Source organism: Paenibacillus sp. J23TS9 (assembly GCF_018403225.1).
Taxonomy (GTDB): domain Bacteria; phylum Bacillota; class Bacilli; order Paenibacillales; family Paenibacillaceae; genus Paenibacillus_AQ.
In genome coordinates, this window is the sequence record NZ_BOSG01000003.1 from 500,442 (window position 1) to 513,342 (window position 12,901).

Here is a 12,901-nt window from a genome sequence, read left to right on the forward strand (position 1 = left end):
ACGATTATATATCATCATTTTGTAGAATCACCTTTCATTCTTTATATAGGAGGGCTAACCTAATTTATTTCAATAACTTTTTTTCAATAATCTCAACAAATTTTGTCGATGCTGGCGATAGAGATACGCTTTTTAAAAAACATACTCCAATACTTCTCTTGGGTATTTCCTGGGTTAATTGAACTTCATGCAATAATCCTTTATCCAAATACTCTTGAGAGAACTCTTTCGTCACACAAGCTACTCCTAAATTTATTTTTGCAAACTCCAATAGCAAATGATGTGATCCTAATTCAAAATCCGGCGAAATCTGAATTCCTTTAGACAGCATATAATCTTCGACATACTTTCTGGAATTCGATTTCGATTCAAGAAAGATTAATGGCAGTTTTGCTATCGTAGCAAGGCTAACAGGTTCAGATAATATGCTCTTGAATTTCTCCCCGTAAACAAAAATATCTTGAATATCAATGCACGGCCTTCGTTCCAATGCAGGATCATCCAGCGGGAAATTACAAATGCCAATATCCACCCCACCCGATTTGATAAGGGCGCAAATCTCGAGTGTTGTACCATTCACAATCTTGAACTTAATATTGGAATATCTGTTATAAAAGGCCTCTAAATAAGGAAGTAAAAAATACCTGGAGATGGTATCGCCGACACCTATTTTCAACTCACCTGTCGTTAAATTTTTTAATTCCAGCATCTTTTCTTCTCCAACGTGAATTAAATTCATTGCCGAATTGGCGTATTCAAATAAAAGACGGCCTTCATTGGTTAAAAATACTCCTTTTGAAGTTCTTGTGAACAGACGCGTATCTAACTCCCTTTCTAATTGCATGATGGCTTGGCTAACGGCTGGTTGCGTCATGTAAAGATCATGAGCTGCTTTGGAAAAGCTTTTACGCTTGGCTACCATACAAAACACTTTATATAAATCTAATTTGCTCACTATATAAGCACCTCTTATATCAGGTATTCGATATATTAATTTCACTTATACCATTAAATAGCTGTATATTACAAATAGAACCGCCAATTCATGCAATTCACTTTAGTAATCCTAAGGAGCGATTATACTTGGAAAGAGTGGTAGGAACAGTCGTTAGAGGCCTCCGTTGCCCAATCATAAATCAAGGGGATAGCATAGAGGAAATCGTCGTGGATAGTGTGCTAAGAGCTTCCGAAGTGGAAGGCTTCAGCATTCAAGATAAAGATATCATCACCGTAACGGAATCCATCGTTGCCCGCGCTCAAGGTAACTATGCAACGATCGATCATATCGCGAAAGATGTGAGCTCCAAATTTGGAGAAGAAACCGTGGGGGTTATTTTTCCGATCTTAAGTCGCAACCGCTTTGCAGTCTGTCTTCGCGGCATTGCAAAAGGGGCTAAAAAAATTGTTCTCATGCTTAGCTATCCATCTGATGAAGTAGGAAATCACTTAGTAGATCTTGACATGCTCGATGAAAAGGGAGTAAATCCTTGGACGGATGTTTTGTCAGAGCAGCAATTCCGTGAGCATTTTGGATATAAGAAACATACCTTCACCGGTATCGATTATATCGATTACTATAAATCGTTAATAGAAGAATATGGCGTGGAATGCGAAGTCATTTTCTCGAATAATCCAAAGACCATCCTGGAGTACACCAAAAATGTGTTAACATGCGATATTCATACGAGATTCAGAACGAAGAAAATCTTAAAAGCCAATGGCGGAGATAAAATATATAGCCTCGATGACATCTTGGCAGCACCTATTGAGGGTAGCGGATATAATGAAACCTATGGCCTCTTAGGATCAAATAAGTCCACAGAAGACCGTGTGAAGCTTTTCCCGCGTAATTGCCAACCTATCGTGGATAAAATACAGCATACGCTCACCGAAAAAACGGGCAAGCATGTTGAAGTGATGATTTATGGGGACGGAGCATTCAAAGATCCTGTGGGTAAAATTTGGGAGCTTGCTGATCCGGTTGTATCGCCAGCCTACACATCAGGACTCGATGGTACACCCAATGAAGTAAAATTAAAGTATCTTGCGGATAATAACTTCGCTGATTTAAAAGGCGAGGAACTCAAGCAAGCTATATCTCAATATATTAGAGAGAAAGAAACCGATCTCGTAGGAGCTATGGAAGCACAAGGTACTACACCTAGAAGATTAACGGATCTTATCGGCTCCCTATCAGATTTAACTTCTGGAAGCGGAGATAAGGGTACGCCTATTATCTATATTCAAGGATATTTTGATAACTATACAAACTAACAGCAACGAATCCGCATGAAAAGCAAATGAAAAGCCGAGCATAACCAGCTTTTATTTGCCCTAACGGTACAACCTCTTTTTTGAATTCGGGCCTCTTCGCCAATATGGTGAAGGGGCTCTTGCTATACGCAGGGGCCCCAAATTCTGGTGAAGGTCAGCAATTTCTTATCGAGAACCTGTTCAATTTAACCTCTGCTGTAAGCAGGACAGCGGTTAGATCATTGCCGCGGCTATCCAGTCCTCTTCTGAAATATAGGCAACGGAGAAAGTTCTTGCTATTCACACGGGCGATCGATTGACCACGGCTTCTCGGCCAATCGGCGCATTGTGTCAATCCACGTATCCAGTCGGCGATCTCCTGCTGCTGAAGCAGACCTTTGTCAATCATAGTATCCACGATACTGACGATCCGCTCATCCTCCTCCTCGTTAAAAATATGTATTCCGTTATATAGCATCCCCTGAACAGCAGTAAGTACCTCTTGCTGTACGGCTGGATCGCTCTCCGGGCACTGAACGAGCTCCACCAAGGCATCCGCACCGTGTGCCGCACTATGAGCCCATCCTCCTTTGGGCAGATAGCCGCGCAGATCCTTTTCCTCCTTATAATAGCGGAGCAGTGAATGCTTGAGATGCTGAAATTCAGCATAAGCCAGAAAAGGCTGCTTCCTGTGGCGCCGCACAATCAAGGCTATCGGCAGGATAGAGAACGTCCTCGTAAAGACAGATTGGTCATCCTCGATACCCATATGATAAAACAAATGCTGCTCATCGGTCAGGACAGCCAGAAGACTGCGTAATTCCGTTTCCGTAAGCCTCTCCTCTTCATGAATCCATTCATAGAATGTAGGATAGATCAGCTCATCCCGCAATGCCGGGTCTGAATCCCCGATATATTGCAGCATCAGAGTCATGAAATCCTGCAGCTGCTCCCCTTCACGAAGCCGGTAATGCTCTTTCTCAATTCTTTGCAGGTCTAACATGAGTTTCATCCTTGTATTACTCACGATCCCATCCCCTTCAACATACTCATTATCTCCTCTATGACCATTTCCGGTTCATCATGATGAATATAATGCCCGCTTCTCCCGGCAATCCTGATCTTGCTTACCGTTGACAGTCGCTGAAAATCGGCTTGCAGCCATTGCTCAATTTGCAGTATTTCTTGATGTGGCCATTCCTCATCATTGTGATCCGGCAGCCCTCTTGTAATGATTGATAGAGGGATGCTGCTTTGCCATGAATGATCAACGACTTCCTTATAGCTCTGTAATTTATCAATCTGCTCACTATTCAACATCGGATTCTCGAGATAGGCTCTATTTTTCGGGATCAGCTTCTCAGGCAGAATCTTTTCATAGGCGAGCTCTTTATATTCGTGTGCAGCATCAACCAGGATGATACCCGATACCAGCCCCGGGTAACAACTTGCAAATAACCTGGCAACCAATCCTCCAAAAGAATGTCCCACAAGAATATAGGGCGGTTTCACAGGAATCACCGATAACAATTCGGAAAGCTCCTGCACCAAGTCAAGGCATGTTCGTGGAACGGAGGCAACTTCGCTTCTACCCACGCCCGCCCTATCATATGAAAAGGTTGATGTTATCTGCGATACCCGGTTTTGCACCACATTCCATGACTCCGAACAATCGCCTAATCCCGCTATGAATATTACACTTGGTGTACCTTTTAGCGAGTGCTTGCCAAACAACTTGCGAGCATGACAGGTATGGAAGGCTTCAATGATATGCATTATTGTGCCACTCCTCTTGAACATGTTTCTCTCCCTTGTAAATTTTTGTTTTTATCTTTTAATCAGCTATACACCTTACAATAAAGCAAAATGACTGACACCATTATGTCAGTCATGATATGTAAGCCATAATTCTTTTATATATTCTTTGAATTCATCCCTCAAATAACGGGGCTCTACAATCTCGCATTCCTTGCCAAAGCTTAAAATATATTTGAGCAATCCGTCCTCATACGGAAAATGATCTATAACAACGTACTCGTTATCTTCTGTTTTTTGAATATTCTCTTTTTGAAAATACTCGGTTAGCTGCTCACCCATTCGATTGGTGAATTTTAGAGTGACCTGAATGCTTCGCCTATGATAGCTTTCTTCAAAAATCTTCTCGAGCTCTTCCTTTGATATATCCCTTTTCTCGAAGCCGTCACCCATCTTCAAATGGCTGATCCGAACAAGCTTGAACCTTCTGTAGTCGCTTCTGTACCTGCAAAACGCAACCAGATACCATTGACCGGTAGAAAATGTGATTTGAACCGGCTCCACTATTCTTTCGGAATAATCCATTCTTCTGTTACTATAATCAAATACCAACAGCTTATTTTCTTCGATGGCATTGTTCATCAGAAACAGGTATTCCTTCAGTTCATTTTCCATACTGAAATGGGACATATTAATGCTGAGCTTATCCGTATTTATTTCTCGTCTATATGTATTCTCGATTTTCAAAACCATATCATTAAAATTTGTGCTTTTTCCAAATAGAAAGCTTAGATTATTCATGATCGCCATAAACGTAGAAGCTTCATCCTTTTTCAAAAAAAGGTTGTCTACATTATAGTTTTCCATAACGTAAAAGCCTCCACCTTTACCACCCATGGATGCGATCGGAATACCTGCTTCGCCCAACTTTTCTATATCTCTGTAGATGGTTCGCAATGATACCTCAAAATGCTCCGCAAGCTCTTTGCCTGTAACCATACCTTTTTTTGAGATCATTAGTAACATGGAGAGTAATCGATCTACTCGCATTTTTATGTCAGCTCCTCAGGGTTGCCATCTGAATAGATGAGTGTATCACACTAAATTGGCAGCCATTGCTTATGCGATAGGATGTCAGATCTCCGCCACCGTCCTCCCGTTACTACAATAAAAATCGCCGTCCGATTCCCAGGCACGGAACGTGAACGGCGACCATTTTAGTAGCATCACATAAGTGGCAGTTCTTTCGGCAAAAGCGATATAGCTTAGGCCAATTCCGCCAGTACCTTGCCAAGCCGGTCTAGCTGCTGTTCATTAGCTTCGATGCAGATCGACTTAGCTTGTTCAAATTCCTCTTTTATCTTGAAACGTTGACGGAAAGTAACCCTTGTGCGCCCCTCGACCTCCTCAAAGGTAGCCGTTACACGAAATTCATGAACGTTGATATGATCAATCACGACCCGCTCCGGCGGCACAAACTCAACAAAGACGTTATGGTTAGGATAATCCGCGCCATCCGGTCCGTGCATGGTGAACTTCCACGTGCCTCCCGGTCTCATATCGCATTCGTGAAACGTATGGGTGAAGCCTTTCGGCCCCCACCACCTGGCTAACAAATCGGGGGTTGTCCAGGCCCGAAATACGAGCTCCCGCGGGACATCGTACTCTCGCGTAGCAACAAGTTCATTTTCACCTGTGGTCATGTTCACGCCTCCCCTTCCAATACCTTGCCCAGTGCGTCCAACATGATGTTTGTACCGTGTTCCCGTATTTCAGGCGTATCGTGCCCATCAAAGAACGCACCTTGCTCCGTGAAAATCAGCTTCGTGCCGCCCTCCACCTTGATAAGCTCGACCGATGTAATCGAGACGGAGATGCGCGTACCGTCCGAGTCCAGGGTGTACGTATAGACAATGCGCTGCTCCGGGACAAGCTCCTGGTAGACTGCGTCGAAGGTAAAGACCGGCCCTTCCGGCGGCCCGCCGCTGCTGTATTCTCGTCCGCCAACCTGAAAATCGAAGATGTCCGGCTTCGAAAACCACTTGGCTTTGGCCATTGGATCTGCCCATGCGTGATAAACCCGCTCCGGCGAAGCGGCATAAGTCCTCTCGACCACGAAGGTCCCATGCTTGACGAATCGTTCGTTCATTGATTTTCCTCCTTATGTGTGGAAATTCCGTTCTCCTCGGCAAGAAAGTCTCCCAGCAGGTCCAAATGTCGCTCCCAACTCGTTTGCCGCTCAATGACGGGCTTCTCGAATTCCATCTTCATCGCTTGCAGAAGGCTCGTGAAATCTTCAACCGTTAATTCCGCCTGACCCTGCATCAGCTTGGAGACATGCCTAAGCTGCTCCAATAGTTTCTGCTGCAGTTTCATCTGCTCTTGGATTTGGTTGATCTGCAGGCCCACAATCTCAAGCGGACTGATTTGCCCGTCCGATAAGGCCGACTTAATCTCCTCGAGAGATAAGCCCAACTCCTTAAGCGATAAAATCTGGTGCAGGCGTGACAAATTAGATTCGCTATATAGCCTGTGGCCCGACTCCGTCTGACCGGAAGGAGATAACAAACCGATTTGATCGTAATAGCGCAGGGTTCGTACCGTAAGCCCCGTCAGCTTAGCAAGATCCCCGACCTTCCAATGTCTATTCATGAACCATCTCCACTCTTTGGCGCTAGCTATATAAATTGAACTAAAGAAGCAAGCTTAAACTTAAGTTCATTTTATATGTACCGGTAACTTCATTGTAAAACATGACGTTACGTAAGGTGCAAGTGAAATTATGAAGCTCAAACGGAATTTTTTTGCGCTACCGGATTTCGGACATTTACTCCCGTTAACACCTTACATATTTCCGTTTGAAGCCGAGCTGCCCTCTATCGATCGCCTTTTGAATGTTAGCGGAAGCGTCCAGAAACTTACTTTTGGCACCGCGGCCAACTTCCACCGGTCCGACTTCTCTCGCAATCTCGACCGCCTTATCATGGAGCGGCAGATAGGATACCGCCACCGTATATATAAAATTGTTCATGGCATATTTCGTACGTTCAGGAGCATCATGAATCGTATTCTTCACAAGCTCCAGCATACCGGTTATTTTCCCTTCGGAAAATTCGCGGTCCGGACGATTTCCCAGCAGCCAGCAGTAACAGCTCCAGCCCGCCGACATCTTCAGCTCCATACCGCTTGCAATCCATTTATCGGAAACCTCCTGCGCAATATCCGTTTCCGCCAACGTTACGGCTACCACATAATCCGATAGCATATAAAAATAGGCTCCATCCATCCACCGTTCAAAATCCGCCTCAGACATTGCCTTCGGATCGGCGATCACTCCCGCAAAGTACATCGCATCGTAATTCCCCGTGGCATAAAGCTCCTCAGCCAAGGGTTGGTTGCGTTTTATTTTTCTGAAGATGGGCTTCATCCCGCCTGTGGCTACGCCAAAAAGAGGTTCGCGCGCGCCGTTGGATTGGTACATCTTCTTGGTGCGTTCCTTGCCGAGAGCCTCAAGCTCTTGCATGACCATGTCCAAATTCATTGTTCACACTTCCTTTTTAATAGCTTCTCTTAGGGAATAGGCTTCTTTACTTGAATATATCATAAAACAGCATTCATCCAATGAAATCAGAACCAAATCAAAAAGTCGCAGTGAACTTGATTCTTACAGCTTCCCTTTCGGTTTCAATAGGAGATTCCCAGAATATTTCCGCCATTATGCGTTTACTTTAAAATTTCTCTTGTTCAATAACCCCTATCCTGCTATTATGGAGAAGCATGATTTTTGGAAAGCGAATATTCAATATATGTAGGATCTTTCCAAGCAGATAATCTTTGACCACTTCTATGAGGAAGTTAAGGCCATACGGACAGCCGGGTCAAATGCCGATTGGCAACTTTCGTTGCCTTATTGATTGAGTTAAAAGCTCAAATTTTATAAGTTGGTTACTTTACAACCAGTGCATATGCACACAACTTGTGAAACGGTCAATAAGAGTGGTAAAAGTAATTATTTGCTATATAGACTCTGATCCTAACATGATATATTTGAATATGAAGCGCCTTCCATATAACTCTTGAGTTTTATGGCTGACTGACGAGCACGCAAGAGGTTTGTCCGGTCATGCTTATGGGGACGATCTTATTATTTGACTATATCAAAGCAAGTGTGATGCGCATGATGCGTGTTTCGCTTGCTTTTTTTGTTGCCGTTTTTACATTTAAAAAAATTCACTTTGAATAGGAGATCGAAAAAAATGGGAAAAGCACTAGTCATCGGCGCCGGCGGCGTAGCATCTGTAGCTATTCATAAATGCGTTCAAAACAGCGAGGTATTCGAAGAAATCTGCATCGCCAGCCGTACGAAATCCAAATGCGATGAGCTGAAAGCAAAATTGGACGGCGGCAAAACCAAAATCACAACCGCACAGGTCGATGCGAACAACGTAGATGAGCTGATTGCACTGATTAACGAAGTCAAACCGGATATCGTCATGAACCTGGCTCTGCCTTACCAGGATTTGACGATCATGGATGCTTGCCTGGCCACCAAAACGCACTATATGGATACGGCAAACTATGAGCCGGAAGATACGGCGAAATTCGAATACAAATGGCAATGGGATTACCGCGAACGCTTTGAAAAAGCAGGAATCACAGCTCTTTTGGGCAGCGGATTCGATCCAGGCGTTACGGGCGTATTCTCCGCTTATGCGCTGAAACACTATTTTGACGAAATCGAATATATCGACATTTTGGATTGCAACGGCGGGGATCACGGCTATCCTTTCGCAACCAACTTCAACCCGGAAATCAATATCCGTGAAGTGTCCGCTAATGGGCGCTACTGGGAAAACGGGCAATGGATCGAAACAAAGCCGATGGAAATCAAGCGTGAATATAACTTCGCTGAAGTTGGCCAAAAGGATATGTATCTGCTCTACCATGAAGAGCTTGAATCCCTTGCGCAAAATATGCCTGGACTGAAACGCATCCGTTTCTTCATGACCTTCGGTCAAAGCTATCTCATGCACTTAAAGGCGCTTGAAAACGTAGGAATGACTTCCATCGAACCGATCGAATACGAAGGCAAACAAATCATTCCGCTACAATTCCTGAAGGCCGTACTCCCGGACCCGGCTTCCCTGGGACCTCGCACGGTGGGCAAGACGAACATCGGCTGTATCTTTAAAGGAAAGAAAGACGGCCAAGACAAGACGTACTATGTCTACAATATTTGTGATCATCAAGAGTGCTATAAAGAAGTGGGCTCCCAAGCCATCTCCTATACAACTGGCGTTCCTGCCATGATCGGCGCAGCGCTGGTTATGACCGGCAAATGGAATAAACCGGGCGTATACAATGTCGAGGAATTCAATCCCGATCCATTCATGGAAGAGCTGAACAAATGGGGACTTCCATGGGTAGAAGACTTCAATCCGGTGCTGGTTGACGCATTGCCTGAGGAAGCTAAACAGCCGGAGCTCGTTCGCTAATATGCGATTCGGGGAATTACCGACACCTTGTTTCGTCGTCGATGAAGCACTCATCGAAAAAAACCTGAAAATTTTGAATGGCGTCATGCAGCGTACGGGAGCCAAGATTGTGCTGGCGCAAAAGGCTTTTTCGATGACCGCCATGTATCCCCTTATCGGGCAATACTTAAGCGGCACAACCGCGAGCGGTTTATTCGAAGCGCGGCTGGGGCACGAAGAAATGGGCAAAGAAAATCATGTCTTTGCCCCTGCCTATCGCGAGGATGAAATCGACGAAATTATATCCATTTGCGACCATATCATCTTCAATTCCTTTTCCCAGCTGGAAAAGTATAAAGCAAAAGCTCTTGCTGCGGGTAGAAAAGTTGGCCTTCGCCTCAATCCGGAATGCTCGACGCAAGAGGGACATGAAATCTATGATCCCTGTTCACCGGGATCCAGATTCGGCGTGAAGCGGGAGGATTTCCGACCGGAACTGCTTGAGGGCGTTTCGGGACTGCACTTCCATACCCTGTGCCAACAGAACTCGGACGATTTGGAGACCACGCTGAATGCGGTCGAAGACAAGTTCGGGCCATGGCTGCCGCAGATGGAATGGATCAATTTCGGTGGCGGCCATCATATCACAAGAGACGACTATGATATCCCAAGACTCGAAGCTTGCATTTCGCGAATGCAGGATAAATACGGCTTGGAAGTCTACCTTGAGCCCGGGGAAGCCATCGCGCTCAATGCGGGCTATATGGTCACCTCCGTGCTGGATATCCATAAGAACGGCATCGAGATTGCGATCGTGGACACATCAGCGACCTGTCATATGCCGGATGTGCTGGAAATGCCGTATCGTCCGCCGCTGGTCGGCTCGGGCGAAGCCGGCGAGAAGCCGTACACCTATCGGCTTGGCGGTCCGACCTGCCTTACGGGCGATGTCATCGGTGACTATTCCTTCGATCAGCCCTTAAAGAACGGCGATCGATTGGTATTCGAAGATATGGCGATCTACTCCATGGTCAAAACCAATACCTTCAACGGTATGCCGCTACCGGCCATCGCCGTGCAGGACAAAGACGGCAACTGCCGCATCGTGCGCGAGTTCGGTTATCAGGATTTCAAGACGAGACTCGCTTGAGTGCAGCGCGATATGTATAACGACAAGTTTAGGGCCACCCTTCGCGGGTGGCCCGTTTTATATTCAGACTTTATCAATATAAATAAACTTATTCCCATAGTATTTCATGAATCTTTTATACCCGGTATTTCCCTTCAGAACAATGATGGCCGGAAAGGCATTGATTTTGCGTTTTTTTAAGGAAACCATGAACTCCCGCTGCCCGGTGCAATAAAACTTCCCTTCCTCATATTCGAGAAGAAGCGGCGGAGACACGGATATATCATCTTCACTTTCGTCTCCGCCACCCTCCCCGATATCGCATTCCTCAAGCTGAATGAGACGCAGAGGGAACTTCACGATCCCCAGATAGAGAAAGTCTTCATGAATCACATCTTGTACTGTCGGAGCATCTTTCCGGGTAAGCAGCAGATAGCATTGGATCCACTCTTCAATCATTCCGGCATTGGTGTAGTGTACAGCCGATTCTAGCGTTGGAGCATACGTTAAGCTCTCGCCGTTATGTTTGGAATAGATAATTTTCTTAATGGAATCCAGAGATAGAAAGTACTCGTCCGCAAGTTCCGAAACCGTGGTACCATGGGCATATTTATTGCGAATCATTCGATTGCGCTTCTGCAGCTGTTCCCGGTAACCGGATGTTTCGCCCCAAGCCCTCTTTTCCTCCCCGGAGGGAATATAAAGTAGTTTCCCTGCAGCGTATCTTTGGATTTCTTTCAGCAGTTCGACAGGTAATATATCGCTCGCATTTTCATATTTCATAATTTCACCGTCTATAAGGCGTAAATTCGATCTTTCAGTCCGCTGATGGATTTCATGATGGACATGCAGGATTCCGTGTCATCAATGGATGCATGCCAACGCAGGGTATCAATTCCTTTATAATAAGCCATACATAAGAATCGTTCTTTAAAATCCGGTATGACGATGCCCCGCTTACTGCAATACTCGAACAACAATTCCGGAATATGTAGGTACGGCTTGTTCAGGTCCATAATGGCAAAATCGAGCAAAAAATCGCAGATGCCGGATCTGCTCCAGTCAGGGAACCCGACAGTCGTCTTTCCATCCGTAATCATATTGATGAAGAACGTATTGTTATACACCAAATAACGCTTACCCTCACAATACGGGATTCGGTCCTTCATTTCCTGCAAGTATGCTTCGAAAAATGATTGATCGAGAATCGTTGTCTCAAACATCTCTTTCCAATGATACCAATATCCCTCTTTATCTTCTGCGAATGTATCGACCAGAAATTCCTTACAGGTCCCATATTCTGTTTTACATTCCTCGTTAAACTCACCATATCCTTCTACAGATGTTATATCGGAAGAATGAATTTCAAGGATTCTGTCAAAAAATAATTCGTGGCATTCTAGGAACTGTTCCGGGTTTAATTGATCTGCGACAAAACCATTCGGCGTCATAGAAACTTTTTCAGAAAGTATCGATTTTATGATATAATCCTTACCCATTGTGTTATCTCCCTTCTCTTTCTAAAATTTGGAGTCATCAGAGCGCATCTGATATAGGGTAAGAATAACATTAGAATTACGTGGCATATAGGCAATGAATATCTTAAACGAACTTTACACAGCCGCCGAAAAAACTTGTCCTCACTTATTGATAAGCTCCCTCATCGAGTTCATCCAAAATCACTAAAGACTCGCTGCTGCATACGCCTTTGGTCACAAATATTTTCTTTTATACATCAAGGTAACCTGATCCGCTATATATTCCGCGCTATGCTCCGTTCCCTCTTTGATCCACCACATGATAACCCCCAGAAGTGATGAAGCAACGATATCAACCGAGGCAACGCTCTTTGCGGAGTTAATATTTCGTGCTTCCCTGCGTATTTCGATCGTTTTTTTCAACAGGTTGGACAAGTGTTTTTTGAAGCCCGGATGCTCAACCAATACAGCGAAAACCTTTCGGTATTCATAAAAATAATTTAAAAATATAACCAGCTGCTCCTGTTCGTTTCTGCTCTTCACTTGTAATAGCGGTTCAACTTTCATGGACAGGTCGTCAAAGATCTCATGCACGATCTGGCGCAGCAAATCGTTAATATCCTCATAATGCAAATAAAACGTTGCACGGTTTAGTTCTGCTCGGTTGGCAATTTTTTGGACGGTCAATTGAGAAACTTCCACATTATCAGCCAGTAATGAAAAAACGGCATGTTTCAGCATCTTTTTTGAGCGAATGGCTCGTGGATCGACTCTTTTATGTTCAGGCATTTCATCCCTCGATTATCGTATTT

The 12,901-nt window shown here is 44.6% G+C and carries 13 protein-coding genes and 1 pseudogene; 3 read left to right on the top strand and 11 right to left on the bottom strand.

The features are described 5' to 3' along the window. Nucleotides 1-64 precede the first annotated feature (64 nt). The gene (locus tag KJS65_RS20685) at nucleotides 65-958 is read right to left on the bottom strand and encodes a LysR family transcriptional regulator (protein WP_213651908.1); all 894 of its coding nucleotides are present in this window, start codon (nucleotides 956-958) and stop codon (nucleotides 65-67) included. 125 nt (nucleotides 959-1,083) lie between these two features. On the opposite strand from KJS65_RS20685, the gene KJS65_RS20690 reads away from it, so the two are divergent. Continuing rightward, nucleotides 1,084-2,274 carry a coenzyme F420-0:L-glutamate ligase gene (locus KJS65_RS20690; protein ID WP_213651733.1) on the top strand — a complete coding sequence of 397 codons (1,191 nt, stop codon included), beginning with the start codon at nucleotides 1,084-1,086 and terminating at the stop codon, nucleotides 2,272-2,274. Between the two features lie 154 nt (nucleotides 2,275-2,428). Here the strand turns inward: KJS65_RS20690 and KJS65_RS20695 are convergent, their stop codons facing one another. The 7 genes from KJS65_RS20695 to KJS65_RS20725 form a co-directional block, all read right to left on the bottom strand. Continuing rightward, nucleotides 2,429-3,280 carry a DUF2785 domain-containing protein gene (locus KJS65_RS20695; RefSeq protein ID WP_213651734.1) on the bottom strand — a complete coding sequence of 284 codons (852 nt, stop codon included), beginning with the start codon at nucleotides 3,278-3,280 and terminating at the stop codon, nucleotides 2,429-2,431. Continuing rightward, nucleotides 3,277-4,029 carry an alpha/beta fold hydrolase gene (locus KJS65_RS20700; RefSeq protein WP_244864674.1) on the bottom strand — a complete coding sequence of 251 codons (753 nt, stop codon included), beginning with the start codon at nucleotides 4,027-4,029 and terminating at the stop codon, nucleotides 3,277-3,279. Before KJS65_RS20700 ends, KJS65_RS20695 begins: the two co-directional genes overlap by 4 nt. A 108-nt stretch (nucleotides 4,030-4,137) precedes the next feature. After that, nucleotides 4,138-5,058 carry a helix-turn-helix transcriptional regulator gene (locus tag KJS65_RS20705; RefSeq protein ID WP_213651736.1) on the bottom strand — a complete coding sequence of 307 codons (921 nt, stop codon included), beginning with the start codon at nucleotides 5,056-5,058 and terminating at the stop codon, nucleotides 4,138-4,140. Between the two features lie 215 nt (nucleotides 5,059-5,273). Then, complete coding sequence (locus tag KJS65_RS20710; RefSeq protein WP_213651737.1) at nucleotides 5,274-5,711, bottom strand: SRPBCC family protein; 438 nt, start codon at nucleotides 5,709-5,711, stop codon at nucleotides 5,274-5,276. 2 nt (nucleotides 5,712-5,713) lie between these two features. Then, on the bottom strand, nucleotides 5,714-6,157 hold the full coding sequence (locus tag KJS65_RS20715; protein WP_213651738.1) for an SRPBCC family protein: 444 nt from the start codon (nucleotides 6,155-6,157) through the stop codon (nucleotides 5,714-5,716). After that, complete coding sequence (locus KJS65_RS20720; RefSeq protein WP_213651739.1) at nucleotides 6,154-6,660, bottom strand: MerR family transcriptional regulator; 507 nt, start codon at nucleotides 6,658-6,660, stop codon at nucleotides 6,154-6,156. The genes KJS65_RS20715 and KJS65_RS20720 overlap by 4 nt, the downstream gene beginning before the upstream one ends. A 184-nt stretch (nucleotides 6,661-6,844) precedes the next feature. After that, nucleotides 6,845-7,549 carry a DNA alkylation repair protein gene (locus tag KJS65_RS20725; protein ID WP_213651740.1) on the bottom strand — a complete coding sequence of 235 codons (705 nt, stop codon included), beginning with the start codon at nucleotides 7,547-7,549 and terminating at the stop codon, nucleotides 6,845-6,847. Between the two features lie 715 nt (nucleotides 7,550-8,264). Here KJS65_RS20725 and KJS65_RS20730 point away from each other — a divergent pair. Both KJS65_RS20730 and nspC read left to right on the top strand, forming a co-directional pair. Further along, nucleotides 8,265-9,503: a saccharopine dehydrogenase family protein gene (locus KJS65_RS20730; RefSeq protein ID WP_213651741.1), complete on the top strand. Its 1,239-nt coding sequence runs from the start codon at nucleotides 8,265-8,267 to the stop codon at nucleotides 9,501-9,503. Between the two features lies 1 nt (nucleotide 9,504). Next, on the top strand, nucleotides 9,505-10,632 hold the full coding sequence (nspC, locus tag KJS65_RS20735; protein WP_213651742.1) for a carboxynorspermidine decarboxylase: 1,128 nt from the start codon (nucleotides 9,505-9,507) through the stop codon (nucleotides 10,630-10,632). Nucleotides 10,633-11,136: 504 nt separating this feature from the next. On the opposite strand, the pseudogene KJS65_RS20740 reads toward nspC, so the two are convergent. The 3 genes and pseudogenes from KJS65_RS20740 to KJS65_RS20750 form a co-directional block, all read right to left on the bottom strand. After that, nucleotides 11,137-11,394 (bottom strand): annotated as a pseudogene (locus KJS65_RS20740) (CD3324 family protein); the annotation flags it as partial. 11 nt (nucleotides 11,395-11,405) lie between these two features. Then, nucleotides 11,406-12,110 carry a hypothetical protein gene (locus KJS65_RS20745; RefSeq protein ID WP_213651743.1) on the bottom strand — a complete coding sequence of 235 codons (705 nt, stop codon included), beginning with the start codon at nucleotides 12,108-12,110 and terminating at the stop codon, nucleotides 11,406-11,408. A gap of 213 nt (nucleotides 12,111-12,323) precedes the next feature. Then, a complete protein-coding gene (locus KJS65_RS20750) occupies nucleotides 12,324-12,878 on the bottom strand; it encodes a TetR/AcrR family transcriptional regulator (protein ID WP_213651744.1) in 555 nt (184 codons plus the stop codon). Between the last annotated feature and the right edge of the window lie 23 nt (nucleotides 12,879-12,901).

Bases quoted from the DNA above. Each gene is read 5' to 3' on its own strand.
- KJS65_RS20700 (WP_244864674.1), bottom strand. From the start codon at position 4,029: ATGCATATCATTGAAGCCTTCCATACCTGTCATGCTCGCAAGTTGTTT.
- KJS65_RS20725 (WP_213651740.1), bottom strand. From the start codon at position 7,549: ATGAATTTGGACATGGTCATGCAAGAGCTTGAGGCTCTCGGCAAGGAA.
- KJS65_RS20730 (WP_213651741.1), top strand. From the start codon at position 8,265: ATGGGAAAAGCACTAGTCATCGGCGCCGGCGGCGTAGCATCTGTAGCT.
- KJS65_RS20745 (WP_213651743.1), bottom strand. From the start codon at position 12,110: ATGGGTAAGGATTATATCATAAAATCGATACTTTCTGAAAAAGTTTCT.
- KJS65_RS20720 (WP_213651739.1), bottom strand. From the start codon at position 6,660: ATGAATAGACATTGGAAGGTCGGGGATCTTGCTAAGCTGACGGGGCTT.
- KJS65_RS20705 (WP_213651736.1), bottom strand. From the start codon at position 5,058: ATGCGAGTAGATCGATTACTCTCCATGTTACTAATGATCTCAAAAAAA.
- KJS65_RS20715 (WP_213651738.1), bottom strand. From the start codon at position 6,157: ATGAACGAACGATTCGTCAAGCATGGGACCTTCGTGGTCGAGAGGACT.
- KJS65_RS20710 (WP_213651737.1), bottom strand. From the start codon at position 5,711: ATGACCACAGGTGAAAATGAACTTGTTGCTACGCGAGAGTACGATGTC.
- nspC (WP_213651742.1), top strand. From the start codon at position 9,505: ATGCGATTCGGGGAATTACCGACACCTTGTTTCGTCGTCGATGAAGCA.
- KJS65_RS20750 (WP_213651744.1), bottom strand. From the start codon at position 12,878: ATGCCTGAACATAAAAGAGTCGATCCACGAGCCATTCGCTCAAAAAAG.